The sequence below is a fragment of the Streptomyces sp. NPDC088400 genome, assembly GCF_044753355.1.
In the GTDB taxonomy this organism is placed as follows: Bacteria; Actinomycetota; Actinomycetes; order Streptomycetales; family Streptomycetaceae; genus Streptomyces.
Window position 1 is genome coordinate 19,437 of record NZ_JBIVMZ010000012.1, and the last position, 25,599, is coordinate 45,035.

Here is a 25,599-nt window from a genome sequence, read left to right on the forward strand (position 1 = left end):
CCGTGATCTTCGCTCAGCCGTCCAGTTCCCGGTTCCAGGGGTAAGGCAGGCAAGATGGGGGGCGTGACCCTTATCGATCAGCTGCCGCCGGATGCCGACCCCGATGCCCTCTTCGAGGCTTTCTCCTCCTGGGCCGAGGGCCAGGGCATCACGCTCTATCCGGCTCAGGAGGAGGCGCTGATCGAGGTGGTCTCCGGGGCCAATGTGATCCTTTCCACCCCCACCGGATCGGGAAAGAGCCTGGTCGCGGCGGGTGCGCACTTCACCGCGCTGGCTCAGGACAAGGTCACCTTCTACACCGCGCCGATCAAGGCGCTGGTCTCGGAGAAGTTCTTCGACCTGTGCAAGCTCTTCGGCACCGAGAACGTCGGCATGCTGACCGGCGACGCCTCCGTCAACGCCGACGCCCCGGTGATCTGCTGCACCGCCGAGGTACTGGCGTCCATCGCGCTGCGTGACGGCAAGCACGCCGACATCGGCCAGGTCGTGATGGACGAGTTCCACTTCTACGCGGAGCCGGACCGCGGCTGGGCCTGGCAGATCCCGATCCTGGAACTGCCCCAGGCGCAGTTCGTCCTGATGTCGGCGACCCTCGGCGACGTTTCCCGCTTCGAGGAGGACCTGACCCGCCGTACCGGCCGGCCGACCTCCGTCGTACGGTCCGCCACCCGGCCGGTCCCCCTCTCGTACGAATACCGCCTCACCCCGATCACCGAGACGCTGACCGAACTGCTGGAGACCAAGCAGGCACCGGTCTACATCGTGCATTTCACTCAGGCCGCCGCCGTCGAGCGGGCGCAGTCCCTGATGAGCATCAACATGTGCACGCGTGAGGAGAAGGACCGGATCGCCGAGCTGATCGGCAATTTCCGCTTCACCACCAAGTTCGGCCGCAATCTTTCCCGCTACGTACGCCACGGCATCGGGGTGCATCACGCGGGCATGCTGCCCAAGTACCGCCGCCTGGTGGAGAAGCTCGCCCAGGCGGGCCTGCTGAAGGTCATCTGCGGTACGGACACCCTGGGCGTCGGCGTCAACGTCCCCATCCGTACGGTGCTGTTCACCGCGCTCACCAAGTACGACGGCACACGCGTACGCACCCTGCGCGCCCGGGAGTTCCACCAGATCGCGGGCCGGGCGGGGCGTGCCGGATTCGACACGGCGGGCTTCGTCGTGGCGCAGGCTCCGGAGCATGTCGTGGAGAACGAGAAGTCGCTGGCCAAGGCGGGCGACGACCCGAAGAAGCGCCGCAAGGTGGTGCGCAAGAAGGCCCCCGAGGGCTTTGTCGCCTGGTCGGACACCACGTTCGAGAAGCTCATCGGCTCCGATCCCGAGCCGCTGACCTCCCGCTTCCGTGTCACGCACACCATGCTGCTGTCGGTCATCGCCCGGCCGGGCAACGCCTTCGAGGCGATGCGCCATCTGCTGGAGGACAACCACGAGCCGCGCAAGCAGCAGCTGCGCCACATCCGGCGGGCGATCGCGATCTACCGCTCGCTGCTGGACGGCGGGGTGGTGGAGCGGCTGGAGACCCCGGACGCGGAGGGCCGCGTCGTCCGGCTCACCGTCGATCTCCAGCAGGACTTCGCGCTCAATCAGCCGCTGTCCACGTTCGCGCTGGCCTCGTTCGAGCTGCTGGATCCCGAATCGCCTTCGTACGCCCTGGACATGGTCTCCGTCGTGGAGTCCACGCTGGACGACCCCCGGCAGATCCTCGCGGCCCAGCAGAACAAGGCGCGGGGCGAGGCGGTGGCCGCCATGAAGGCCGACGGTGTCGAGTACGAGGACCGGATGGAGCGGCTCCAGGACGTCACGTACCCCAGGCCCCTGGAGGAGCTGCTCGTCCACGCGTACAACACGTACCGCACGAGCCACCCGTGGGTCGGTGACCACCCGGTCTCGCCCAAGTCGGTGATCCGGGACATGTACGAACGGGCGCTGTCCTTCACGGAGTTCACCTCCTTCTACGAGCTCGCCCGTACCGAGGGCATTGTGCTGCGCTATCTGGCGGGCGCGTTCAAGGCGCTGGAACACACCATTCCGGACGACCTCAAGTCGGAGGACCTGGAGGATCTCACCGCCTGGCTCGGTGAGATGGTCCGGCAGGTCGACTCCAGCCTGCTGGACGAGTGGGAGCAGCTGGCCAACCCCGAGGTGGAGACGGCCGAACAGGCCCAGGAGAAGGCCGACCAGGTCAGGCCGGTCACGGCCAACGCCCGCGCCTTCCGGGTCCTGGTCCGTAACGCGATGTTCCGCCGGGTCGAGCTGGCCGCCCTGGACAACGTGGCGGAGCTGGGCAAGCTGGACGGCGAGTCGGGCTGGGACGAGGACGCCTGGGGCGACGCGATGGACGCGTACTGGGACGAGTACGAGGACCTGGGCACCGGGCCCGATGCCCGCGGGCCCAAGCTGCTCGCCATCGAGGAGGACCCGGAGCACGGCCTGTGGCGGGTCCGGCAGACCTTCGCCGACCCCAACGGCGATCATGACTGGGGCATCAGCGCGGAAGTCGATCTCGCCGCCTCCGACGAGGAAGGCCTGGCCGTCGTGCGTGTCACGGCGGTGGGCCAGCACTGAGACGCTCCGGCGCTCCGACGCCTGAACGTTCCGAGAACGGGAGAACACCGAACATGACGAACCCCGCCGAAAGACTGGTGGATCTGCTCGACTTGGAGCGGATCGAGGTCGACATCTTCCGCGGGCGCAGCCCCGAGGAATCCCTGCAACGGGTCTTCGGCGGGCAGGTCGCGGGCCAGGCACTGGTCGCGGCCGGCCGTACCACCGAGGGCGACCGCCCGGTCCACTCGCTGCACGCGTACTTCCTGCGGCCGGGCCGGCCCGGCGTCCCGATCGTCTACCAGGTGGAACGGATCAGGGACGGCCGGTCGTTCACCACCCGCCGGGTCACCGCCGTCCAGCAGGGCCGCACGATCTTCAACCTGACGGCTTCCTTCCACCGCCCGGAGAAGGGCGACTTCGAGCACCAGCTGCCGCCGCGGCTCGACTTCCCGGACCCCGAGACGCTGCCCACGGTCTCCGACGAGGTGCGTGAGCATCTGGGACAGCTGCCCCAGCCGCTGGAGCGGATGGCCCGGCGCCAGCCCTTCGACATCCGCTACGTGGACCGGCTGCGCTGGACGCGGGAAGAGGTCAAGGACGCGGACCCGCGCAGCGCGGTGTGGATGCGCGCGGTGGGCCCGCTGGGCGACGATCCGTTGGTGCACACCTGCGCGCTGACGTACGCGAGCGACATGACGCTCCTGGACGCGGTACGCATCCCGGTGGAGCCGTTGTGGGGGCCGCGCGGCTTCGACATGGCGTCGTTGGACCACGCGATGTGGTTCCACCGTCCGTTCCGCGCGGACGAGTGGTTCCTGTACGACCAGGAGTCGCCGATCGCGATCGGCGGCCGGGGACTGGCCCGGGGCCGGATCTACGACCGGGAGGGCCGGCTGCTGGTGTCGGTGGTGCAGGAGGGCCTGTTCCGCAAGCACGACGAGGCGAAGTAGCCCGCGACGAGGCGAAGTAGCCGCGCTCCGGGGCCCGTCGGCCGGTGGTCGGGGCCTTCGGGTCACCCGACGCCCGGCAGCGGGTCCTGTTCGGCGTCCCGCCGCCGGGTCCTGATGTCCGGGGCCGGCGGGTGGAGTTTGGCGTCGCAGGCGGGGCCGAGGCCGGTGCGGCGCGATGCCGTACCGGTGAGCGGCCTGCCGCACATACGGCACCGGACCTCGCGGGCGCGGCGGGCCGCGCCGTCCGGCTCCGAGCCGGGCAGCCGGTCGTCACCGGGCTGGTCGTTACCGGGCTGGTCGTTACCGGGCTGTGGTTCACGCGGGGTTTCGGGCACGTCCCAGCTGTATCAGCCCCGGCCGCCGGGGCCGTCGTCCGCGGGTCCACAATGAGGCGAGAACACCGGATACCGAGGAGATCTTGATGGCTCTGTACGACATTCCGCTGACCACTCTGACCGGTGAGCCCACCTCCCTGGCCGCGTACGAGGGCAAGGCCGTACTCCTGGTGAACGTGGCGTCCAAGTGCGGCCTCACCCCGCAGTACGCCGGTCTGGAGCGGCTCCAGCAGCAGTACGGCGACCGGGGCTTCACCGTCCTCGGCGTGCCCTGCAACCAGTTCGCGGGGCAGGAGCCCGGCAGCGCTGAGGAGATCGGGACGTTCTGCTCGGCGACGTACGGCGTCACCTTCCCGCTGCTGGAGAAGACGGACGTGAACGGGGAGACCCGGCACCCGCTGTACGAGGAGCTGACGCGGACGGCCGATGCCGAGGGCGCGGCCGGGGATGTGCAGTGGAACTTCGAGAAGTTCCTGCTCTCCCCGAAGGGCGAGGTCGTGGCCCGTATCCGTCCGCGTACGGAACCGGAGGCCCCGGAGGTCGTCGCGGCGATCGAGGCACAGCTGCCCGCCTGATCCCGCACCACGGGACAGCGACGCCGACGCCGGCCCTCCGCGGGCTCCGGCGTCGGCGTCGTTTTCAAGACACGTTCCAGTGCCCCATGCCGCTAACGGATCGGCATGCCCGACAGCGTGCGGGCGATCACCAGGCGCTGGATCTCGCTCGTCCCCTCGAAAATCGTGTAGATGGCGGCGTCCCGGTGCATGCGCTCCACCGGATACTCGCGGGTGAAGCCGTTGCCTCCCAGTATCTGTACGGCCTGCGCCGTGACCGTCTTCGCCGTCTCGCTCGCGTACAGCTTCGACATGGACCCCTCGGCCGAGGTGAACGGCTTGCCCGTCGACGCCATCCAGGAGGCCCGCCACACCAGCAGCCTCGACGCGTCGATACGGGTGCGCATATCGGCCAGCTGGAAGGCGATGCCCTGGTTGTCGATGATCGGGCGGCCGAACTGGCTGCGTGTCTTCGCGTAGTCGAGCGCGACCTCGTACGCCGCGCGGGCCGTGCCCACCGCCATCGCGCCGACCGCCGGGCGGGAGGCCTCGAAGGTGGCCATGGCCGCGTTCTTCACCCGCTCACCGCCGCTGCCACCGTCCGCCGCCGCCGCTCGCTCGCGTGCCCGTGCGAGACGCTCGTCGAGCTTTTCTTTTCCGCCGAGCAGACAGTGCCCCGGCACCCGTACGTCCTCCAGGACGACCTCGGCCGTGTGGGAGGCGCGAATACCGTGCTTCTTGAATTTCTGGCCCTGGGTGAGACCGGGGGTTCCGGGCGGCACGATGAAAGAGGCGTGCCCCTTCGAACCCAATTCGGAGTCGACCACCGCGACGACGACATGGACATTGGCTATACCGCCATTGGTCGCCCACGTCTTTGTGCCGTCGAGTATCCACTCGTCCTTCGCCTCGTCGTACACCGCGCGGGTACGCATGGCCGCCACGTCGGAGCCCGCGTCGGGTTCGGAGGAGCAGAAAGCGGCGAGCTTCACGTCGTCCGCGTCGCCGTACATCTGCGGGATCCAGGTGCCGATCTGCTCCTCGGTGCCGTTCGAGAGGACACCGACGGCCGCCAGGCCCGTACCGACGATCGACAGCGCGATGCCCGCGTCGCCCCAGAAGAGTTCCTCCATCGCCATGGGGATTCCGAGGCCCGTCGGGTCGAAGAACTGCTGGGCGTAGAAATCCAGGGAGTAGATTCCGATCTTGGCGGCCTCCTGGATGACCGGCCAGGGGGTCTCCTCACGCTCGTCCCACTCGGCTGCGGCCGGCCGGATGACGTCCGCGGCGAAACCGTGGAGCCAGTCACGGACCTGCCTCTGGTCGTCATTGAGATCGAGCGTGAACTCGGCCATGTTTTCCTCCAGCATGTTACTTGCGGTAACTACAGTCTGTTACTCACAAGTAGGGGATGTCAACCAGCCACGGCTCACTCACCATTGGCGGCGGGCAGGGTGTTACGTTGCCCGAGCGTCAGGCAATCGCACGGGCGGGGAGACACACCTATGGAGACCACACAGCAGACCGAGCAGCAGCGGTCCGCGCGACAGCGGCGTCGGCAATTGCTGGAGGCCGCGGACCGGGTGGTGCTCCGGGACGGCCCCCAGGCTTCCATGAACGCCATCGCCGCCGAGGCGGGCATCACCAAACCGATTCTCTACCGTCACTTCGGCGACAAGGGCGGGCTGTACCGGGCGCTCGCCAAGCGCCACACCGACGCGCTGCTGGACGCCCTGCGGACCGCGCTCGACGCACCCGCCGAGCGGCGCCAGCGGGTCGAGGCCACCCTCGACACGTATCTCGCCGCGATCGAGGCGCGCCCCCAGGTCTACCGGTTCCTGATGCATCCGGCCGAGGACACCCAACTGCCCGAGCCGGGCTTCGATGTGGGCCGCCATTCGGCTCCGCTGCTGCGCCGCCTCGGGGAGGAACTCGCCAAGGTCATCGAGGAGCGGGTGGACCTCGGGCCCGGCAGCGAGCAGCTCGCCCGGGTCTGGGGCCATGGCATCGTCGGCATGATGCACGGGGCCGGGGACTGGTGGCTCGGTGAACGCCCCTGCTCGCGGGCCCAGTTGGTGAGCAGCCTGGCGGATCTGCTGTGGGGCCGGCTGGCCGCGGTCGCCGACCGCGCGGGCGGCCCCGGCTTCTGAAACGCCTGACCGGGCGCGCATCGACGAGTCCGGTTCCTGAGCGCCGGGCGCGCGTCGACCGGTCAGGCGTACGGTCCCGCGGTCAGGCGTACCGTCCCGCGGTGGTCAGGCGTACGGTCCCGCGGCACCGGAGCCGGAACCCGGCCCGACTCCGTTCCCGGCCGCCGGTCCCGCCCCGGCGCCGTCCCCCGCACCGCCCCACGGGGCCCGGCGCGCCGCCCGCAGCGCCCTGGACCGCCGCCAGCCGGTGAGCCGGTCGGTGTACACCATGCCGTCCAGGTGGTCGCACTCGTGCTGGAGACAGCGCGCGAAGAAGCCCGAGCCCTCGATCCGTACCGGCTCGCGGTCCCGCGTGACGCCCTCCACCACCGCGCGGTCGAACCGCTCGGTGCCCGCCTCGATGCCCGGCAGCGACAGGCAGCCCTCCGGCCCGCGCAGGGTGAGGCCGTCCGCCTCGGCCGCCACCGGCCGGGGATTGACGACGTGTCCGAGGTGGCGGACCTCCTCGTCGTCCGGGCAGTCGTAGACGAACACCCGCAGGGGAACGCCGATCTGGTTCGCCGCCAGCCCGACCCCCCGGGCGGCGTACATCGTCGCGAAGAGATCCTCGATCAGCCGAGTCAGCGCCGGACCGAAGTCCGTGACGGGCTCACAGCGGGCGTGCAGCACCGGATCGCCGAGCATTCTCATGGCCTGTACTCGCCCGGTACTGCCGGGGATCGGACGGTTTCGCATGTCGATCAGGGTACGGTCCACGAGGTCCTCGGCCTTCTGCCAGGTGCCGCGGTTCGGGCGCCTGGCCGGATCTCGATAGGCTGACCCAGGGACCGATGCGAGGAGGACCAAGGACGATGTCAGGCAACACGGACCCGTTGTCGCCACGGGCCAAGCTGGCCGTGACGGCGGGCAAGGCCGCAGCGGCGGTGTCGCGCGCCGCCGGGCGTGGCAGCGGATCGGTGATCGGCGGCAAGGTGGCGCTCAGGCTGGACCCCGATCTGCTGGGGCGGCTGGCGCAGCATCTCGACGTCATCCTCGTATCGGCGACGAATGGCAAGACCACCACGACGCGGCTGATCGCCGAGGCGCTGCGGGCCGCGGGGCCCGTCGTGTCCAACGCTCTCGGCGCCAATATGCCCGCCGGAATCACCTCGGCGCTCGCGGGTGGTTCCGACGCCAAGTTCGGTGTGATCGAGGTGGACGAGAAGTACCTGGCCGGGGTGGCCCGGGACACGACGCCCAAGGCGATCGCGCTCCTCAACCTCTCCCGCGACCAGCTCGACCGCGCCGCGGAGACCCGGATGCTCGCGGAGAAGTGGCGCGAGGGGCTGGCCGGTACGAAGTCCGTCGTCATCGCCAACGCCGACGACCCGCTGATCGTGTGGGCCGCCTCCTCCTCGCCGAACGTGGTGTGGGTGGCGGCCGGCCAGGAGTGGAAGGACGACGCCTGGTCCTGCCCCTCCTGCGGCGGTGTGATGCAGCGGCCGGGCGACGACTGGTTCTGCGGCGAGTGCGGTTTCCGCCGCCCCGCCCCCAGCTGGGCGCTCCACGGGGACCATGTCCTCGACCCGCACGGTTCGGCCTGGCCGATCCACCTCCAGCTGCCCGGCCGCGCCAACAAGGCGAACGCCGCCACCTCCGCCGCCGTCGCGGCCACCTTCGGGGTGCCCCCGCAGGTCGCGCTGGAGCGGATGTACCAGGTGCAGGCCGTGGCCGGCCGGTACGACGTGGTGTCGTTCCTCGGCCGCGACCTGCGGCTGCTGCTCGCCAAGAACCCGGCGGGCTGGCTGGAGACGTTCTCGCTCATCGACCCGCCGCCGACCCCGGTCATCCTCGCCGTCAACGCCCGTGGCGCCGACGGCACGGACACCTCGTGGCTGTGGGACGTCGACTACACCCGGCTCGCGGGTCACCCGATCTTCGTCATCGGCGACCGCAAGCTGGACCTCGCCGTGCGCCTGGAGGTCGCCGGGCTGAACTTCCGGGTCTGCGAGACACCCGACGAGGCCGTGCAGATGGCGCCGCCAGGACGTATCGAGGCGATCGCCAACTACACCGCGTTCCAGGATTTGCGCCGCCGAGTGGGGAACTGACGCCGTGCCCGAGAACTGGACCCCACGGCCCCCGCGAACCCCTGGAGGAGGAACGAGAATGAGCGACAACAGCCTGCGCCTGGTGTGGATCTACCCCGATCTGCTGAGCACCTACGGGGACCAGGGCAACGCCCTGGTGGTGGAGCGCCGGGCGCAGCAGCGTGGCCTGGGTGTCACGCGCGTGGATGTACGCAGCGATCAGCCGGTGCCGACCTCCGGCGACATCTACCTGATCGGTGGCGGCGAGGACCGGCCGCAGCGGCTGGCGGCGGAGCGGCTGCGCCGTGACGGCGGGCTCAGCCGGGCCGTCTCCAACGGTGCCATCGTGTTCTCGGTCTGTGCCGGTTACCAGATCCTCGGCCATGAGTTCGTCAACGACCTGGGCGAGCGCGAGGCCGGTCTCGGGCTGCTCGACGTGGTGTCGACGCGCGGCGAGGGCGACCGGTGCGTCGGCGACGTACTGGCCGACATCGACCCGCGGCTGAACCTGCCGCAGCTGACCGGCTTCGAGAACCACCAGGGCATCACGCACCTCGGCCCGACGGCGCGCCCGTTCGCGCGGGTCCAGCTCGGCCGGGGCAACGGCACGGGCGACGGCACGGAGGGCGCGTACAACGACACCGTCTTCGGTACGTACATGCACGGCCCGGTGATGGCCCGCAATCCGCAGATCGCGGACCTGCTGCTGAAACTGGCCCTCGATGTGAACGCGCTGCCGCCGACCGACGACCGCTGGTACGAGGCGCTGCGCGCCGAACGGGTCGCCGCGGCCGTCCAGCCCGCCTGACCTCGCGGGAAGCACCCGGGGGCCCTGGCAGGGCCCCCGGAGGCGCCGTGGGAGCGCGTCCGGCAATCGGGCGGCCGGGTTCGGTCCACCCCCGCCCGCCGGTAGGCTGGCCGGGACCTGGCCGTACAACGGTGTCCGGCCGTCGACCCACGTTGCGAAGGTATCCCGGGCCATGCGAATTGGTGTGCTCACCTCAGGCGGCGACTGCCCCGGCCTCAACGCCGTGATCAGGTCCGTCGTACACCGCGCTGTCGTCGACCACGGCGACGAGGTGATCGGATTCCACGACGGCTGGAAGGGCCTCCTGGAGTGCGACTACCGCAAGCTCGACCTGGACGACGTCGCCGGCATCCTCGCCCGCGGCGGCACGATTCTCGGCTCGTCCCGGGTCCAGCCCGCGCATCTGCGGGACGGGGTGGAGCGGGCCCGGGGGCATGTGGCCGAGCTGGGGCTCGACGCGATCATCCCGATCGGCGGTGAGGGCACCCTCAAGGCCGCCCACCTGCTCTCCGAGGCCGGGCTGCCGATCGTCGGCGTACCGAAGACCATCGACAACGACATCGCCTCGACCGATGTGACCTTCGGCTTCGACACGGCCGTCGGTGTCGCCACCGAGGCGCTGGACCGGCTGAAGACGACCGCCGAGTCCCATCAGCGCGTGCTGATCGTCGAGGTCATGGGCCGACACACCGGCTGGATCGCCCTGCACTCCGGCATGGCCGCCGGTGCCCACGCCATCGTCGTGCCCGAACGGCCCTTCGACATAGGCGAGTTGAGCGAGCTGGTCGGCAAGCGCTTCTCGGCGGGGAAGCGGTTCGCGATCGTCGTGGTCGCGGAGGGCGCGAAGCCGCGCGAGGGCTCGATGGAGTGGGACGAGGGCGGCAAGGACGTGTACGGCCACGAGCGCTTCGCGGGTGTGGCCCGGCAGCTCTCGATCGAGCTGGAGGAGCGGCTCGGCAAGGAGGCCAGGCCGGTCATACTCGGCCATGTCCAGCGCGGTGGCACTCCCACGGCGTACGACCGGGTCCTCGCGACCCGCTTCGGCTGGCACGCCGTCGAGGCGGCGCACCGCCGCGAATTCGGCATGCTGACGGCGCTGCGCGGCACGGACATCGTCATGGTGCCGCTGGGCGACGCGGTGGAGACGCTCAAGACGGTGCCCGCCGAGCGGTACGCCGAGGCGGAGTGCGTGCTCTGATCCGTACCGCCCGCACCGCCGGCGCCTGAGTCACGCACCGTCGGCACCTGAGTCACCGCCGGCACCTGAGTCACGCCGACAGCTGACCAGAACCGCCCCCGGTCGCGGAAGCGGCCGGGGGCGGTTCTAGTCTGGTGCGGACAACCGGCACGAATCAGGCCGGGATGTGGCAGGAACGTCCCACGGGAGCACACGGATGGATCACGGCGGGCACGGCACGACCATGGATCTGCCGCCGTTCACGCTGGGGCGGGCGCTGGAGTACTCCCCGGACCTGTTCTTCCTCATCGGCTGCCTACTGGGGCTCGCCCTGTACGGCTGGGGCGTGCTGCGGCTGCGCAGGCGCGGCGACAGCTGGCCGGTCGGCCGCACCATCGGGTTCACCCTCGGCGTGCTGACCGTGGCGCTGGTGATGTGCACCGGGCTGAACGACTACGGCATGGTCATGTTCAGCGTGCACATGGTCCAGCACATGATCATCAGCATGGTCTCGCCGATCCTGCTGCTGCTCGGGGCCCCGGTGACGCTGGCGCTGCGCGCGCTGCCCGTCGCGGGCGGCGGCCGCAAGGGACCGCGCGAGCTGCTGCTCGCGCTGCTGCACAGCCGGTACGTCCAGGTCATCACGCACCCCGCCTTCACCATCCCGCTCTTCATCGCGAGCCTGTACGGGCTGTACTTCACCCCGCTCTTCGACTTCCTGATGGGATCCAAGACCGGGCACATCGCGATGATGGTCCACTTCCTCGCCGTCGGCCTGGTCTTCTTCTGGCCGATCATGGGCATCGATCCGGGGCCGAACCGGCCCAACTACGTGATGCGGATGCTGGAGCTGTTCGCGGGGATGCCGTTCCACGCCTTCTTCGGGATCGCGCTGATGATGGCGACCGAACCGATGGTCGACGCGTACCGCACTCCCCCGGCCTCGCTCGGGATCGACGCCCTGGCCGACCAGAACGCGGCGGGCGGTATCGCCTGGGCGTTCAGTGAGATCCCGTCCGTGCTGGTCCTGGTCGCGCTGGTCTTCCAGTGGTACCGCTCGGAGCAGCGGCAGGCGAGGCGCTCGGACCGGGCCGCCGACCGGGACGGTGACAAGGAACTGGCGGCGTACAACGCCTATCTCGCCTCGCTCCAGAGCAGGGGCCGCTAGCGCGGAACGCGGGTCCCGGGCGACGATGGGCTTCACGGCCCTGCCCGGAGGAGGACTTACATGTCCGGATCCACGAAGACCATGGGTGTGGTGACCGTCGGCGCGCTGGTCGTGGTGACCGGCTACACGGCGGTGCTCGGCAGCAACGGCTGGCTCTGGTTCGGGTGGGTGGTCCTGGGACTGGTCACGATCGGCATGATCACCTCACGCGGCAACTGAACCACCCCATTGTGCAACTCATCAGTTGCACAACAGTCCGGATTGATGCAACCATGGGGTTGCACGTCAGGTTTCGAGCAGCGGGAGGTTCTTCTCATGTCCACATCCGACGACCGCTTCGCCGACCGTATCGAGCGGGAGATCACCATCGCGGCGCCCGTGGAACGCGTATGGGCGGTGCTGACGGAACCGGAGCACGTCGGCCGGTGGTTCGGGCAGGGCACACCGGCCCCTGTCGATCTGCGTCCGGGCGGCATCATGCACCTGGACCACGGCGCGTACGGCCAGTTCCCCACGACGATCGTGACGGTCGATCCGCCGCGCCACTTCTCGTACCGCTGGGCGAGCGCGTATCCCGGCGAGGCGGCCACCGAGGGCAATTCCACCCTCGTGGAGTTCACCCTCACCCCGGAGGGCGAGGGGACCAGGCTGCGTGTGGTCGAGACCGGCTTCGCCGATATCGTCATCCCCGAGGACAAGCGGGACAGCGCCTCGCAGGAGAGCCACACGAAGGGCTGGACGGACATGGTCGGGAACATCCGGGAGTACGTGGAGCGGCTCGGCGCATGACGGCGGAGACCGGCCGGGAGACCGGCGCCCACGGGGAAGCCGGGCGGGACACAGGCCGCGGCCCCGGCCACGACAGCGGGCAGGACGCCGTGACGGAGGTCCTGTCCGCGCTGGCGGATCCGACCCGCCGCCGGATACTGGACGCCCTCGCCGCGCACGGTGAGGCGACCGCCACGGTCCTGGCCGCGGAGCTGCCCGTCAGCCGGCAGGCGATCGTCAAACACCTCGCCGTCCTGGACCGGGCCGGTCTGGTCACCGGCCGCAGGGAGGGCCGCGAGGCACGGTACGTGGTGCGGCCCGCCGGACTCGGGGCCACCGCCCGGTGGATGGACCGGGTCGCCGCCGACTGGGACAGCCGCCTCGCGGCCGTCAAGCGCCTCGCCGAGGCCACCCAGAACTCCACCGGCGGCTCCCCCGACGAACCGGGCCCCGGACAGGTCCGCGGGATCTGAAAGATCCACGAGACCTGTCCGGGGCCCGGTTGTCACACCCGCGCCGTCACATCGAATCGGTGGCGCGCGTGGGCTTTCCGTTCACGCTCGGAGTCGTGTCGGCCTCCTTGGCCTCGTTGTTCCGCCTGGTGCTTGTGGTCTCCTTGGCGCCTGCGGCCCCGGGGGACGCGCTCTTGAGCGAGTTGAGGATCGCCATGCCCTGGCCCACCAGACCCGCCGCCATGTCGTTGACGCCGTCGGTGCCGTTCAGGACGGTCAGATTCGCACCCGACATGCCCCGGGCGGCCGCGTCGGCGAGCGCCGGCAGGTTCTCCACGATGCGGTTGGCCGCGATGAGTTCCTGGTTGCCGTCCTTCAGCGAGGCGGCACGCGCGGTGTTCGCGTCGGCCTGGGCCTGGGCGAGGGTGCGCTCGGCGTACGCGTTGCCGTCCGCCGCGAACTTCGCCTGGTCACGGGCCGCTTCGGCCAGGGTGCGCTGCCGGTACGCCTCGGCGTCCGCCGGGCGCCTGACCTCGGCCTCCAGCCGCTGTGCGGCGAAGAGCGCCTGACGTTGCGCCAGTTCCGTCTGCTCCTCGACCGTTTCCCGGGATGCCCTCGCCTCGGCCAGCGGTCCCGCCTGGGCGGCGCGGGCGTTTACCTGCTCCGTCTCGGCGTGGAAACCGGCGCGCTTGATCGCGGTGTCGCGTTCGTACTCCGCCTTGAGCGCGGAGGCCTGCTGCTCGCGCTCGGTCGCTTCCTGGTCCGCCTTGGCCTGGGCGATCCGCGCCTGGCTGGCGACCGCGGCCGCGTGCGGGGCGGCCAGATTGCTGATGTAGCCGGTGGCGTCCTCGATCTCCTGGATCTGGAGGGCGTCCACCACGATGCCGAGCTTCTCCATCTCGCTGTGGCTGCCCTGCTTGACCTCCTGGGCGACCCGGTCGCGTTCGCGGATGATCTGCTCCACGGTCAACCCGCCGACGATGGAACGGAGGTGGCCGGCGAAGATCCGGCCCACCAGCTCTTCCATACGGTCCTGTTCCGCCAGGAAGCGGCGGGCCGCGTTGGCGATCGACACCGTGTCGTCGCCGACCTTGAACACGGACACCGCACGGACGTTGAGACGGATTCCCTGCTGGGTGACGCAGTCCTCGACGATCTCCGCCTCACGCAGCGCCAGGGACAGCATGCGGACCTTGTGCTTGATCGGCATCACAAAGCTGCCGTGCCCGGTGACGATCCGGAACTGCGTGTCCTGCGCCTGCCGTTTGGACCCGGATATGAGCATCGCCTCGTTGGGCGCGGGTACATGCCAGAACAGCATGACGGACTCCTGTCCTACTCACTACATGCCTCTTCGGTGATTCAAGAAGGAAAGGGCTCCACGATCACCGACCGCGCCGAGATCGACTCGACGACGATCACGCGAAGGTTTCTGCCGATCGGACGGCCCGCCCAGGCCGCGTACGCCTCGGATCCGCCCCGTACGGACACCAGAACCTCGCCGGGCCCGTCGGCCGGGATCGGAACGGTGACCCTGCCGATCGCTCCGACCGGGCTCTGCGAGGACTCATCTGCCGCGGACATACGTCGTTGCTCCGCCCGTTTCCCTCGTGGCGACGCTCCAGGGCCGGGCGGACGCAGACGTCCGTACGATCGGTTCGCCAGTCGCGATCATGGGTGACCACGCCTTCTGGAGGGCCGCGCCTCCGACCTCGTCCACCATCGAGGACGCCCCCGGCGAATCGGCCGACGGCGACATACCCTCGATGACTTCACAGTACTCCGCACGGTGTCAGGAAGGCATGACGAGCGGCGAGGATCCGGCCGGGCGTACAGGACCGCGGCCGGGACGGGCGGCGGGCAGGCGGGCAGGCAGGCCGTCCGCCCTATCGGGTGAAAATGACGTCCTGGCGGTTGCCGCGCGCGGGCACCGTCCCGGTGGCCGGATTCGCCGCCGGGCCTGCCGTCAGAGGGCCTCCGACGGGATCCGCCGCCGCCCCGGGCGACGCGCCGGAGGCCGGGAGGTTGCACCGCCCCGGTGAAAGCGCCGCCATGCTGCTGCCGAGTTCACCCGCGACCGTTTATCCGGAGGAGCGTTGCAGTGACCACGACGGGCACGGAAGAGTCGGCCGAGGCAGACGACAGCTACGAGAACGAGCTGCCGGTACGGCGTAAGCAGGCGGGCAATGTCGTCGTGAGGTGGCTGACCACCACCGACCACAAGACGATCGGCACGATGTACCTCACCACATCGTTCGCGTTCTTCATGGTGGGCGGTCTGATGGCGCTCTTCATGCGTGCCGAGCTGGCCCGACCGGGCCTGCAGATCATGTCGAGCGAGCAGTTCAACCAGGCGTTCACCCTGCACGGCACGATCATGCTGCTGATGTTCGCGACGCCGCTCTTCATCGGGTTCACGAACTGGATCATGCCGTTGCAGATCGGCGCGCCGGATGTGGCGTTCCCCCGGCTGAACATGTTCGCGTACTGGCTCTACCTCTTCGGTTCGCTGATCGTGGTGAGCGGCCTGCTGACGCCCGAAGGAGCGGCCAACTTCGGTTGGTTCGCGTACTCCCCTCTGACGGACTCGGTCCGCTCGCCGGGGGTCGGCGGTGATCTGTGGATCATGGGTCTGGCGTTCTCCGGTTTCGGCACGATCCTCGGCTCGGTCAACTTCATCACCACCATCGTCTGTATGCGCGCGCCCGGTATGACGATGTTCCGGATGCCGATCTTCACCTGGAACGTGCTGCTGACCGCCGTGCTGGTCATCTTCGCCTTCCCGGTGCTGGCCGCCGCGCTGCTCGCCCTGGAGGCGGACCGCAAGTTCGGCGCGCACGTCTTCGACGCGGCCAACGGTGGCGCACTGCTGTGGCAGCACCTCTTCTGGTTCTTCGGCCACCCGGAGGTGTACATCATCGCCTTGCCGTTCTTCGGCATCGTCACCGAGGTGATCCCCGCTTTCAGCCGAAAGCCGATCTTCGGCTATGTGGGGCTCGTCGGGGCGACCATCGCGATCGCGGGGCTGTCGGTGACGGTGTGGGCGCACCATATGTTCGTGACCGGTGGCGTGTTGCTGCCGTTCTTCTCGTTCATGACGTTCCTGATCGCGGTCCCGACCGGGGTGAAGTTCTTCAACTGGATCGGCACCATGTGGCGGGGGTCGCTGTCCTTCGAGACACCCATGCTGTGGACGATCGGCTTCCTCGTCACGTTCCTCTTCGGCGGTCTGACGGGCGTCATCCTGGCCTCGCCGCCGATGGACTTCCACGTCTCCGACTCGTACTTCGTCGTCGCGCACTTCCATTACGTCGTCTTCGGCACGGTCGTGTTCGCGATGTTCGCCGGATTCCACTTCTGGTGGCCGAAGTTCACCGGCAAGATGCTGGACGAGCGGCTCGGGAAGATGACTTTCTGGACGCTGTTCATCGGCTTCCACGGCACCTTCCTGGTGCAGCACTGGCTGGGTGCCGAAGGAATGCCGCGCCGTTACTCGGACTATCTCGCCACCGACGGATTCACCGCGCTCAACACCGTCTCCACCATCAGTTCGTTCGTGCTCGGACTGTCGATGCTGCCGTTCTTCTACAACGTCTGGAAGACCGCGAAGTACGGCAAGAGGGTCGAGGTCGACGACCCGTGGGGGTACGGCCGTTCGCTGGAATGGGCGACGTCCTGCCCGCCGCCGAGGCACAACTTCATCACGCTGCCCCGGATCCGGTCCGAGTCCCCGGCATTCGATCTGCACCATCCGGTCATCCGGTCGCTCGACGAGGCCCAGAACAATCCCGCCGCCGCCAAGTGAACCGGTCCGATCCGTCTCGGGACAGCCGTCCCGAGGCGTTCTGGTCCCGGAGCGAGGAGAAGCCTGTGAACCCCGAGGAGGACAGCGCCCGCGGTCTGTTCCAGATCGAGGGCTATCTGTTGTGGAGCGCGGAGATGGAGGACATCCGGCGCCAGGCGGCCCGGTTCACCGAGCAGTTGCCGTGGCTCACGACCGCCCAGCGTGAGGACGTGGAACGCGTGTACGCGACCGACCGGGCCGCCGCGTCCCGGGCCATGCTCATCCGGATCTCGGACCGCGTCACCGAGCTGCGCTGCGAATACACCGAGCGCTACCGGCAGCTCAGGGCGCGTTGTGTGACGGCGGCCGTGGTAACTGTCGGCGCGGCGAGCGGCACCTGTACCGCGGTCGCCCTGCTCGCGCGCTGACACCGGGGGGCGGTACGAGGGTGGCCGGTGGCGGTCGCGGGCCGGCGGCGGCCGCTCAGGGGCCGCGCGCCGGTCGCCCGCGACGCACCGGGCCGACGTCGGTGTCGAGGGCGCTCAGACCTCCAGCACGGCTTCGACCTTCTTGAGGTTGTGGCGGGCCAACGCCAGGTTCGCGCGGCCGCGGTCGAGCGCGAGGTAGAGGAACAGCGAGCCGTGGCTGGACATCAGCGGACGGATCAGGTGGTACTGCTTGCCGAGCGTGATCAGGATGTCCTCGATGGCGTCATCCATGTCCAGGGTGGCGAGTGTGCGTACCTTCGCGCGCACGATCTCGGTGTTCCCCGCCGCCGCGACCTCCAGATCGAGGCCCTGTCCCCCGCCCAGGGTCCCGAGCGACATACCACTCTCGTAATCGACCACCGCCACACCGAGGGCGCCTTCTATGCTCATTGCCTCTTTGAGAGCGGTCTCTAGGTTCATCGTGTGGTCCTGTTCCTGAAAGCTGAAGGCAGTCACCTACCCTGGCAACGAAGAGCCAGAGGACAAAGGACGCCAAGTTCGGTCACTAATGCGCAAGTTACAGACTAGGCTACTGTGTAATCTGTCTTGAAATGAAGGGGTACACGTGTCAGCGATCGAGGCGTCCCTTTCCTCGCTTCTGCAGACTCCCGGAGTCACCGGAGCGGCGCTCGTGGACGCGGTCACCGGACTCACGTACTGCGTGGTCGGAGACGCACTCGAAGTCGGAGACGGCGTGGAGACCGCCGAGCTGGCAGCGGTGATCACGAATCACGTGGGCCAGGCGGGGGCCGGGAGCGAACTGGAGAGCGTGATCGTGGCGAGTACGCGTCGCTACCACGTGGTACGGACCGTGCCGCGTGCCGGTGACCCCCTGCTCCTGGTCACCACACTGGACCGCGACGGAACCAATCTCGCGCTGGTGATGCGTCAGCTGAACGACCACGCGGAAGGCGTGCTGGCATGAACGGCGGTCCCCTGCCCCCGAGTCCGGCGCAAGCCGGTTCTTCCCCGCGCAACCTCCCCGCCCAGCTGCTGCGCCTGCATCAGGAGAATTACAGCGGCACCGTGCTGGTCTCCGGGGTGCCTGGCGGAACGATTCACCTGAGGGACGGCCTGATCGGCGCGATCGAGACCCCGGGGACGCCGTCGGTCGAGTCCGCACTGCTGAAATCGGCGCGTATCAGCGACGAGCACTGGGCGGCCGCCCTGACCGCGGCACGGCAGGTGGACGATCTCGGCGCGACGCTGGTCCGCCAGAGCCGGGTCGGCGCCGCCGAGTTGGAAGTCCTCTGCGCCGCGACCGTGTTCGAGGGCGCGTTCGCGATGGCGCTGGCCCGGCCCGACGGCTGGGAGGTGGGCGGGCCCGCACCGACCGTACTGACCCGGCACGGCATCGCACCGCAGACCGTCGCGGAAGAGACGACGCGCCGCCTGGCCCTGGTGTCCCAGCGGTGGGGGTCACCCGCCGAACTGGCCCGCGCGAGGATGCGGCCCTCGTCACGGGCCGACCGTGTGGCCGGCCGGCTGACGCGGCGTTACCAAGCCGTCCTCGCCGTCGCCAACGCCCGCCGTACACCGCGCGATCTCGCGTTCACCCTGGGGCGTGGGCTGTTCGCCGTCATGGTGGATCTGATCCGTATGAACGACCTCCAGCTGATCCAGTGGGAGGAGCCGCCCCCGGCCGACAGGCCGAGCACCGCCCCGCGCGTCGTCGAAGCGGGGGCCGTGGCCCGGACGCCCGCCGGCTCACTGCCACGACGCGTCCCTCGCGGACATCCCGAGCAACGTGCGTACGGCGGGACACGGACGCCCGACGGGCCGAGACCATCGGGGCTCACGGACGGCTCCGGACCCTGACCGGGGAGCTCGGGACGCCGTACGACACCCCACGGCAGGACTACGGCCGGATCACCACCAAGGAGCGAACACCCATGCACGCAAACTCGTCCGTCACTTCTCTCGTCGATGTTCTGGCCTCGCTGCGGGAGCGGGTGATGGGAGTGTCGGAGAGCGTCCTGTCTACAGGCGACGGCCTCCTGGTGGCCGCCGACGCGGACGCTGTCCAGCCGGAAGCCATATCGGCCCTCGCGGCGGCGACACTCGGGCTCGGTACGCGCATGGCGCAGCAGGCCGACGCGGGCTCCCTCCGCGATGTGGTCATCCGCTGCGGGGGCGGCCAGATCGTCGTTCTGGCCGTGGGGGAACGGGCGTTGCTGTCCGTCCTGGGCGACGAGGGACTCGACGTCGCCGCGCTCCAGCGCGAGACTCCGGCGATCGTGGAGGAGCTTGTCGCTCTCCTCTCGGGAGACGTGTCCTCTTGAAGGGAGACGTCTCCCCTTGAGGGGATACGTGTTTTCCGGATCGGCCGGAGGCCGGCCACCGGACGTGGTCGTGCGGTGGGGCGCGTGTGTGAGCGACGCGCCCCACAGCCATGTCGTGGACACATTGGTTCCACGGTGTTCGCCGTGTTCCCCGCTCCGCCCCGCCGGTCAGTGCGGAGGGTCGGGCGGTGCGTCGACGAGCCTGATGCCGGTGACCAGATGGGGACGGATCCGTACGGCGCAGTCCATCGGCCGGTCCGACCAGGGATGCAGCAGCCGCTCGTAGCGGAGCAGATCACACGGGTCGGTGACCTGACGGCAGTAGCCCGTGGCCACGACGCTCCACCCGAGATGGCTGAACGGATCGATGTCGTCCGCCTGGTAGGCGACGACGACCCCCTGGCTGCCGTGCCGCCCGGCCTGGGTGATCAGGGCGGAGCTGTCGTGGGTACGGATGATGATGTCGCCGTCGTCCACCAGATGGTTCACGGGCCGGACGGCGGGCAGGGCGCGCTGGGTGAAGACGATCCGGCCCAGTGAGGCGCGGCTGAGGAGCGCCAACGCCTGTGCGCTGTCCAGCTCGACGGTTCGCCGCGGGCCTGCCGCGGCTGCCCGCGGGGCTGGGTGGCATGCCTTTGTCATGCGTCTGCGTCGTCCCTTCAAGCGGATGCTCCTGCCGCGCGGCGTCGGGCAGGACCGACGACTTGAGTAGAACGCGATCGGTTCCGGCCGCGCCAGGGCCGTTCGGCCCTGAGGCCGAACGGCCCTATCGGCCGGGGCTCGTGGAGCCGACATACTGGGCTTGCGGAGACGGAGCGCTGTCCGTCGTCCCTCCGGCCTCATTGAACCTTGTTGGACCTCGTCGGACCTTGTTGGACCTTGTTGAATTTCTCGACCTCCCCGACCTTCCCGCCGACCGAACGAGCATCGTGTGACTGAGTCCTCCTCGCCCACCACTTCCCCCGCCTCTCCCTCTCCTGTGCGCGTCTTCATCCTCGACGACCACGAGGTGGTGCGCCGCGGGGTACGCGATCTGCTGGACGCGCAGGACGGCATCGAAGTCGTCGGCGAGGCGGCGGACGCCCGGGAGGCGCTGGCCCGGGTGCCCGCCACGCGCCCGCGGGTGGCGGTGCTGGACGTACGGCTCGGTGACGACCGGGGCGGCGACCACGCGGGCATCGAGGTGTGTCGTGAACTGAGGGCCCGGATGCCGGAGTTGGCCTGTCTGATGCTGACGTCGTTCGATGACGACGAGGCGCTGTTCGACGCGATCATGGCGGGCGCGGCGGGCTATGTGCTGAAGCAGATCAACGGCGCGGATCTGGTGGCCGCGGTACGTACGGTGGCGGCGGGCACCTCGATGCTCGACCCCCGGACGACATCACGGGTGATGGCCCGGTTACGCGGTCCGCGGGACGCACCGTCGGCCGGGAAACCCGAGGCGCCCCCCTCGGCAGGGTCCGAACTGGACCGGCTCTCACCGAGGGAGCGTCAGATCGTGGAGCTCATCGGCGAAGGCATGACCAACCGTGAGATCGCCGACCGGCTGTTCCTGGCCGAGAAGACCGTCAAGAACCGGATCTCCTCGATCCTGTCCAAGCTGGGGGTCGGCCGCCGCATCCAGGCGGCGATGATCGCGGGACGTGTCCGGGACCGGAGAGAGCACGGGGAGCACTGCGGCGGTTAGATTCACTGCCGGCCTTGCGGCTCATTCCCGACTCTGCGTCAATTCCCCTCTGACGTGCGCCTGTTACGTGCCGTCCGGCGCCCGGCGCTCGACGGCGCAGCCGGGCAGCGGCACCTGCCACACGATGCGCGTGCCGCCCTCCTCGGGCGCCTCGACGGCCAGTGTGCCGTTGTGCAGTCGCGCTCTGGTGCGCATGTTCGCCAGGCCTCCGGTATGGCTCCGGGCCCCGTTACCGGCGTCCGTACGGCCGGCCGGGCTCATGCCCACACCGTCGTCCGTGACGGTGAGGTTCACCGTGTCGCCGACGGTCAGGGCGACTTCGATCCGGCCGGCCCGCGCGTGCCGGGAGGCATTGGAAAGGGCTTCGGCGGTGACCGCCAGGACCTGCTTGGCCAGTTCGTCCGGGATGTTGGTGTCCACCGGGCCGTCGATCAGCAGCGCCGGCCTGAATCCGAGCGCACGGGCGGCGGTCTGTACGGTCTCCGCCATACGGCGACGCAGGCCGGACCGGCCCGAATGGTCGCCGGTCCTCAGGTCGAAGATCGTGGACCGGATGATGCGAATGGTGGTGTCCAGGTCGTCCACGGCCCGGCTCACGCGTTCGGCCGCGTGGGGCCGGTCCGCGATGAACGGCGTGGTGCTCTGCAAGGTCATACCGGTGGCGAACAGCCGCTGGATCGCCAGGTCGTGGAGGTCACGGGCGATACGGTCACGGTCCTGAAGGACCGCCAGTTCCTCCGACTCGGCGCGCCGCTGGGCGAGTTCGAGAGCGATCGCGGCCTGGTCGGCGAAGCCCGAGACCAGTGCCACCTCGGTCTCGTCGAAGGGCTGACGCCCCGTCAAGCGGCCTAATCGTAAAGCCCCCAGAGCGCCGGTCTCGATCTGGAGGGGCACCGCGACGACGGGCCCGAGGCTGTCCTCCGTACCGTCGCCGAACGGGTGGGCGCGGGGGTCGGACCGGAGGTCGGAACTGTCCACCGGCATGCCGGTACGGGCCGCGAGCCCGGCCAGCGAGCCCGTCGCGGGGACGGACAGCCCGCGGACCCGGGCCGCGCCGTGGCCGTGGGCCACCTCTACGGTCAGCCGGTGCTCGCCGTCGGCCACCGAGGGGAGCATCACGGCGGCGCAGTCGGCGTCCGCGACCTCCATCGCCCGTTCGGCGATCAGATGCAGCACCTGCCCGGCCTCCGTGCCGGAGAGCAGGGTGCGGGTGATCTCGCCCAGCGCTTCGAGCCGACGCTCACGGCGCCGGCTCTCGTCGTACATACGGGCGTTGTCGATGGCGACACCGGCGGCGATGGACAGGGTGGTCAGCACGGCCTCGTCGTCCGCGTCGAAGCCCGTACCGCCGCGCTTCTCGGTGAGATACAGGTTGCCGAAGACCTCGTCGCGCACCCGGACCGGCACTCCGAGGAACGTACGCATCGGGGGGTGGTGCGCGGGAAAGCCGTAGCTGCGCGGATGCCGGCTGAGATCGGTCAGACGCAGCGGCTCCGGGTTGTGGATCAGCTCGCCGAGGATGCCCCGTCCGCAGGGCGTCTGGCCGATCTCCGCCGTGAGTTGGGCGGAGATGCCCACGGGCAGGAACTCCGAGAGTTTCCGGTCGTCGCCGACGACTCCCAGCGCCCCGTACTCCGCGTCGGTGAGGGCGACCGCGGCCTGGACGATCCCCCGCAGCACCTCGGGCAGTTCGAGGCCGTGGCCCAGGCTCATCACGGCGTCCAGAAGGCTGTGCATCCGGTCCGGCTGACTGGGCTGGGGCCACAACGCCGGTGATGTGTGCGGCGTCTCGGCCATTTCCCGCTCCCGGGTGTGTTGTGTTCGCTCACCGGCAACTGTCGAACAGGATCCGGCCTTCGCGCAGCAGCCTACGACAGCGTCCGGCCCCGCCCGCCGTCCACCTGCCCACCGCTTCCGTCCACCTGCCGTCCCCTCTGCCTCCTGTTCGCCGCCCGCACCCGCGAGGCCGGTCGGTGGAGCGGCCGGTCGACGACGGGGCGCGGTGGGCAGGTAGGGCCGGTCGGCCCGGGATGGGGCTGTTCGGCCCTATGTACACGGTCGGCCGCTCAGTGATCATGGTTCAGCCGGGAAGAGCTGAACCATGTCCCCCGCATTCACCAGCTCTTCCCGGCACACTGATCGTTCCGGTGACCAATGTCCTTGCGCACAAGGGGCGTTCGGCTCCGGCTGACAACCTGTTCGCGCCCCCATGTGTGCCGCCGCCGTGGTCGTCGAGGCGAGCACCGGGCCGGCCCTGAGCGGAACGGAACCGAGCAGTCGTGGCAGCAGGCCGTGTGTCCCCGTCAGACTCGACGGGGCTCCGGCAACGGCGCCGCCTCGAGCACGAGCACGGCGAGGTCGTCGTCGACCGAATCGGCGCTGAAGTCGTGGGCGGCGCGGCGCACTCGTTCCGCGACGGCCTTGGCGCCCAGGCCCACGCAGCCGCGCAGGATCTCGGCGAGGCCGTCGTCGTCGTCCAACTGCCGGTCGCCGTCGCGGCGTTCGGTCACACCGTCCGTGACGCACAGCAGCGTCTCACCGGGGGCCAGGTCGATGGTGTCGGCGTGGAACTCGGTCTCCTCGTCGATGCCGAGCAGCAGCTGAGGGTCGGCCGCGGGTGCCACCGCGCCGTTGGCGGACAGCCGCAGGGGCAGGGGGTGTCCGGCGCTGGCGAGTGTGCAGTGCACGCAGCCCGCGGCCGGGTCGGGTTCCAGCTCACCGTAGAGCAGGCTCAGGAAGCGCGGCCGGGCCTGCTCGCCGCCGAGTGCCACGGCCTCGGCGCTCTCCTCCGCCAGGGCGAGGTTCAGCCTGCCGAGTACCGACTCGACGCCGTGGCCCTCGCGGGCCAGCAGCCGGACCAGATGCCGGGCCAGCCCGGTCACGGACATCGCCTCGGGGTCGCTGCCGCACACATCGCCGAGCAGGAAGCACCAACGGCTTCCCCCCATCGGGAACAGGTCGTAGAAGTCACCGCCGACGGTCTGCCCCTCGCCGTGCGGCTCGTAGACGATCGCCGTGTCGACACCCGGGATACGGGCGAGGGACGCGGGGAGCTGGCGGCGCTGGAGTGCCCGGCTGATCGTGGCCTGCTGGGTGTACTGCCGGGCGGTGGCGACAGCCTGCGCCACCCGTCGCGCGACGTCCCCCACGAGCCGTACGACGCCCTCCGTCATCCGCGAGACACCGGCCCGGCCGAGGAGCAGCACGCCGTAACCGCGGCCGCCGGCGACAAGGGGAAAGGCCAGGGCGGAGCCGCCCACGCCTTGCGGGTCCGCTATGTCCGGCCAGGGCCAGGGAAGGCCCGAGACGCCGGTTCCGGCGGGCGGGGGGTCGATCTCCAGGACCGCGCGGAGCGCGCCGATGAGGCGCTCGTCGGTGTGCCAGACGCGGGAGAGCCGCAGCCCGCCGTCCTCGGTGCTCAGCCACACCGCGCACCAGTCGGCGAGCCGGGGCACCAGGAGCTGTCCCGCGAGGGCGGCGACCATCTGCTCGTCGAGCTGCCCCGAGAGGAGTTCGCTGGCCTCGGCGAGGAAGGAGGGCCCGCCGCGGGCGGCCCACTCGGTGCTCCGGTCGTGCCGGACCCCCGGCGACGCGTGGACGAGGGAGTCGGCGGGGATGCGGGACTGCGCGGAGGTGAGGGGCTGCGCGGGAGTGAGGGGCTCGGCGAAGCCGGGATCGGGCCGGAGCGCGCCACGAGAGAGGCCGTCCGTCTCCGGACCGCCGTCCGTCTCCGGACCGCCGTCCGTCTCCGGACCGCCGTTCGTCTCTGGACCGCCTTCCGTGCCGCCCGCCAAGGCGTCCCGTGCCCCGGCTGCCGTACCGGGATCCGTGCCGTCCAGGCGGAACCACACCGCTTTCCTGGTGTGGTGATAGGTGACGCCCCAGGATTCGGCGAGGGCGGCGACCAGTTGGAGACCCCGGCCACGGCGTCCGGCGTTCCGCCCGCCGTCCACGACGCCGGTGGGGTTGAGGTCCACCACTTCGATGACAACACTTCCCCGGACCGGCTCGTCCGGACCGTCCGGCCCTTCCGGACCGCCCGCGTCGAATGGGTCGGCGGGGCTGTCCCCGGCCTCAAGACGGCAGACGACCTCGATTCCGGTACCGGCGTGCAGGACCGCGTTGGTGACCAGTTCGCTGGTGAGGAGCATGGCGTCGTCGAGCATCCGGTCATCGACACCCGGGCCCCCGGCGACCGCGGCCTCGGCCCGCTCGGCGAACGCCGCGCGCACCAGTTCGCGGGCCGCGGCGGGCGCACGCTCGTTTCCGGGCAGGGCCACCCGCGAGACCGATTCACGCGTGAGCGAGGACGAAGACCGCACGTGCGGCTCCTGGGCTCTTCGGATGATGAGACTCACTGGCTGCCAT

Annotated in this window: 26 protein-coding genes; 17 read left to right on the forward strand and 9 right to left on the reverse strand. The window is 69.9% G+C overall.

What is annotated here, in order from left to right; all coding sequences use genetic code 11:
* Nucleotides 1-63: 63 nt before the first annotated feature.
* Together ACIQD6_RS27035 and ACIQD6_RS27040 are read left to right on the forward strand one after the other, a co-directional pair.
* Nucleotides 64-2,577, forward strand: coding sequence for a DEAD/DEAH box helicase (locus tag ACIQD6_RS27035; protein ID WP_401886926.1), 2,514 nt, complete (start codon nt 64-66; stop codon nt 2,575-2,577).
* A 53-nt stretch (nt 2,578-2,630) separates the two neighbouring features.
* On the forward strand, nt 2,631-3,509 hold the full coding sequence (locus ACIQD6_RS27040; RefSeq protein WP_401886928.1) for an acyl-CoA thioesterase: 879 nt from the start codon (nt 2,631-2,633) through the stop codon (nt 3,507-3,509).
* A 62-nt stretch (nt 3,510-3,571) separates the two neighbouring features.
* On the opposite strand, the gene ACIQD6_RS27045 is transcribed toward ACIQD6_RS27040, so the two are convergent.
* On the reverse strand, nt 3,572-3,844 hold the full coding sequence (locus ACIQD6_RS27045; protein WP_401886931.1) for a DUF6011 domain-containing protein: 273 nt from the start codon (nt 3,842-3,844) through the stop codon (nt 3,572-3,574).
* An 86-nt stretch (nt 3,845-3,930) separates the two neighbouring features.
* Here ACIQD6_RS27045 and ACIQD6_RS27050 point away from each other — a divergent pair, with 86 nt between their 5' ends.
* The gene (locus ACIQD6_RS27050) at nt 3,931-4,419 is read left to right on the forward strand and encodes a glutathione peroxidase (protein WP_401886934.1); all 489 of its coding nucleotides are present in this window, start codon (nt 3,931-3,933) and stop codon (nt 4,417-4,419) included.
* Nucleotides 4,420-4,511: 92 nt separating this feature from the next.
* Here ACIQD6_RS27050 and ACIQD6_RS27055 read toward each other — a convergent pair whose 3' ends face one another.
* Nucleotides 4,512-5,753: an acyl-CoA dehydrogenase family protein gene (locus ACIQD6_RS27055; protein WP_401887506.1), complete on the reverse strand. Its 1,242-nt coding sequence runs from the start codon at nt 5,751-5,753 to the stop codon at nt 4,512-4,514.
* A gap of 150 nt (nt 5,754-5,903) precedes the next feature.
* Here ACIQD6_RS27055 and ACIQD6_RS27060 point away from each other — a divergent pair, with 150 nt between their 5' ends.
* Nucleotides 5,904-6,548: a TetR family transcriptional regulator gene (locus ACIQD6_RS27060; protein WP_401886936.1), complete on the forward strand. Its 645-nt coding sequence runs from the start codon at nt 5,904-5,906 to the stop codon at nt 6,546-6,548.
* A gap of 105 nt (nt 6,549-6,653) precedes the next feature.
* Here ACIQD6_RS27060 and def read toward each other — a convergent pair whose 3' ends face one another.
* The gene (gene def / locus ACIQD6_RS27065) at nt 6,654-7,283 is read right to left on the reverse strand and encodes a peptide deformylase (RefSeq protein WP_401886939.1); all 630 of its coding nucleotides are present in this window, start codon (nt 7,281-7,283) and stop codon (nt 6,654-6,656) included.
* Nucleotides 7,284-7,399: 116 nt separating this feature from the next.
* Here def and ACIQD6_RS27070 point away from each other — a divergent pair, with 116 nt between their 5' ends.
* The 7 genes from ACIQD6_RS27070 (at nt 7,400) to ACIQD6_RS27100 (ending at nt 13,011) form a co-directional block, all read left to right on the forward strand.
* Nucleotides 7,400-8,638 (forward strand): MurT ligase domain-containing protein, encoded by a 1,239-nt coding sequence (locus ACIQD6_RS27070; protein WP_401886942.1) that lies wholly within the window; start codon nt 7,400-7,402, stop codon nt 8,636-8,638.
* A gap of 58 nt (nt 8,639-8,696) precedes the next feature.
* Complete coding sequence (locus ACIQD6_RS27075; RefSeq protein ID WP_401886946.1) at nt 8,697-9,425, forward strand: type 1 glutamine amidotransferase; 729 nt, start codon at nt 8,697-8,699, stop codon at nt 9,423-9,425.
* A 172-nt stretch (nt 9,426-9,597) separates the two neighbouring features.
* Nucleotides 9,598-10,623 (forward strand): 6-phosphofructokinase, encoded by a 1,026-nt coding sequence (locus ACIQD6_RS27080; protein ID WP_401886948.1) that lies wholly within the window; start codon nt 9,598-9,600, stop codon nt 10,621-10,623.
* Nucleotides 10,624-10,819: 196 nt separating this feature from the next.
* Nucleotides 10,820-11,770, forward strand: a complete 951-nt coding sequence (locus ACIQD6_RS27085; protein WP_401886950.1) for a cytochrome c oxidase assembly protein — start codon at nt 10,820-10,822, stop codon at nt 11,768-11,770.
* Between the two features lie 60 nt (nt 11,771-11,830).
* Nucleotides 11,831-11,989 carry a hypothetical protein gene (locus tag ACIQD6_RS27090; RefSeq protein WP_401886953.1) on the forward strand — a complete coding sequence of 53 codons (159 nt, stop codon included), beginning with the start codon at nt 11,831-11,833 and terminating at the stop codon, nt 11,987-11,989.
* A 96-nt stretch (nt 11,990-12,085) separates the two neighbouring features.
* Nucleotides 12,086-12,559 carry an SRPBCC family protein gene (locus ACIQD6_RS27095; RefSeq protein WP_401886956.1) on the forward strand — a complete coding sequence of 158 codons (474 nt, stop codon included), beginning with the start codon at nt 12,086-12,088 and terminating at the stop codon, nt 12,557-12,559.
* A gap of 89 nt (nt 12,560-12,648) precedes the next feature.
* Nucleotides 12,649-13,011 (forward strand): ArsR/SmtB family transcription factor, encoded by a 363-nt coding sequence (locus ACIQD6_RS27100; RefSeq protein WP_401887508.1) that lies wholly within the window; start codon nt 12,649-12,651, stop codon nt 13,009-13,011.
* 46 nt (nt 13,012-13,057) lie between these two features.
* On the opposite strand, the gene ACIQD6_RS27105 is transcribed toward ACIQD6_RS27100, so the two are convergent.
* Nucleotides 13,058-14,311, reverse strand: a complete 1,254-nt coding sequence (locus ACIQD6_RS27105) for an SPFH domain-containing protein (RefSeq protein WP_401886959.1) — start codon at nt 14,309-14,311, stop codon at nt 13,058-13,060.
* A gap of 41 nt (nt 14,312-14,352) precedes the next feature.
* A complete protein-coding gene (locus tag ACIQD6_RS27110; protein WP_401886961.1) occupies nt 14,353-14,574 on the reverse strand; it encodes a hypothetical protein in 222 nt (73 codons plus the stop codon).
* Nucleotides 14,575-15,091: 517 nt separating this feature from the next.
* Between ACIQD6_RS27110 and ctaD the strand changes: the two genes are divergently transcribed.
* Complete coding sequence (gene ctaD / locus ACIQD6_RS27115) at nt 15,092-16,795, forward strand: cytochrome c oxidase subunit I (RefSeq protein ID WP_401886964.1); 1,704 nt, start codon at nt 15,092-15,094, stop codon at nt 16,793-16,795.
* 65 nt (nt 16,796-16,860) lie between these two features.
* On the forward strand, nt 16,861-17,202 hold the full coding sequence (locus ACIQD6_RS27120) for a hypothetical protein (protein ID WP_401886966.1): 342 nt from the start codon (nt 16,861-16,863) through the stop codon (nt 17,200-17,202).
* Nucleotides 17,203-17,316: 114 nt separating this feature from the next.
* Here the strand turns inward: ACIQD6_RS27120 and ACIQD6_RS27125 are convergent, their stop codons facing one another.
* Nucleotides 17,317-17,682 carry a hypothetical protein gene (locus tag ACIQD6_RS27125; RefSeq protein WP_401886969.1) on the reverse strand — a complete coding sequence of 122 codons (366 nt, stop codon included), beginning with the start codon at nt 17,680-17,682 and terminating at the stop codon, nt 17,317-17,319.
* 145 nt (nt 17,683-17,827) lie between these two features.
* On the opposite strand from ACIQD6_RS27125, the gene ACIQD6_RS27130 reads away from it, so the two are divergent.
* The 3 genes from ACIQD6_RS27130 (at nt 17,828) to ACIQD6_RS27140 (ending at nt 19,544) form a co-directional block, all read left to right on the forward strand.
* Complete coding sequence (locus tag ACIQD6_RS27130) at nt 17,828-18,187, forward strand: hypothetical protein (protein WP_401886971.1); 360 nt, start codon at nt 17,828-17,830, stop codon at nt 18,185-18,187.
* A complete protein-coding gene (locus ACIQD6_RS27135; RefSeq protein ID WP_401886974.1) occupies nt 18,184-19,080 on the forward strand; it encodes a hypothetical protein in 897 nt (298 codons plus the stop codon). The genes ACIQD6_RS27130 and ACIQD6_RS27135 overlap by 4 nt, the downstream gene beginning before the upstream one ends.
* A gap of 74 nt (nt 19,081-19,154) precedes the next feature.
* Complete coding sequence (locus ACIQD6_RS27140; RefSeq protein ID WP_401886976.1) at nt 19,155-19,544, forward strand: roadblock/LC7 domain-containing protein; 390 nt, start codon at nt 19,155-19,157, stop codon at nt 19,542-19,544.
* A gap of 168 nt (nt 19,545-19,712) precedes the next feature.
* On the opposite strand, the gene ACIQD6_RS27145 is transcribed toward ACIQD6_RS27140, so the two are convergent.
* The gene (locus ACIQD6_RS27145; protein WP_401886979.1) at nt 19,713-20,186 is read right to left on the reverse strand and encodes a pyridoxamine 5'-phosphate oxidase family protein; all 474 of its coding nucleotides are present in this window, start codon (nt 20,184-20,186) and stop codon (nt 19,713-19,715) included.
* Between the two features lie 289 nt (nt 20,187-20,475).
* Between ACIQD6_RS27145 and ACIQD6_RS27150 the strand changes: the two genes are divergently transcribed.
* The gene (locus ACIQD6_RS27150) at nt 20,476-21,231 is read left to right on the forward strand and encodes a response regulator (RefSeq protein WP_401886982.1); all 756 of its coding nucleotides are present in this window, start codon (nt 20,476-20,478) and stop codon (nt 21,229-21,231) included.
* Between the two features lie 63 nt (nt 21,232-21,294).
* Here the strand turns inward: ACIQD6_RS27150 and ACIQD6_RS27155 are convergent, their stop codons facing one another.
* Both ACIQD6_RS27155 and ACIQD6_RS27160 read right to left on the reverse strand, forming a co-directional pair.
* A complete protein-coding gene (locus ACIQD6_RS27155; protein ID WP_401886984.1) occupies nt 21,295-23,028 on the reverse strand; it encodes a GAF domain-containing protein in 1,734 nt (577 codons plus the stop codon).
* Between the two features lie 506 nt (nt 23,029-23,534).
* On the reverse strand, nt 23,535-25,553 hold the full coding sequence (locus ACIQD6_RS27160) for a SpoIIE family protein phosphatase (RefSeq protein WP_401886987.1): 2,019 nt from the start codon (nt 25,551-25,553) through the stop codon (nt 23,535-23,537).
* Nucleotides 25,554-25,599 lie beyond the last annotated feature (46 nt).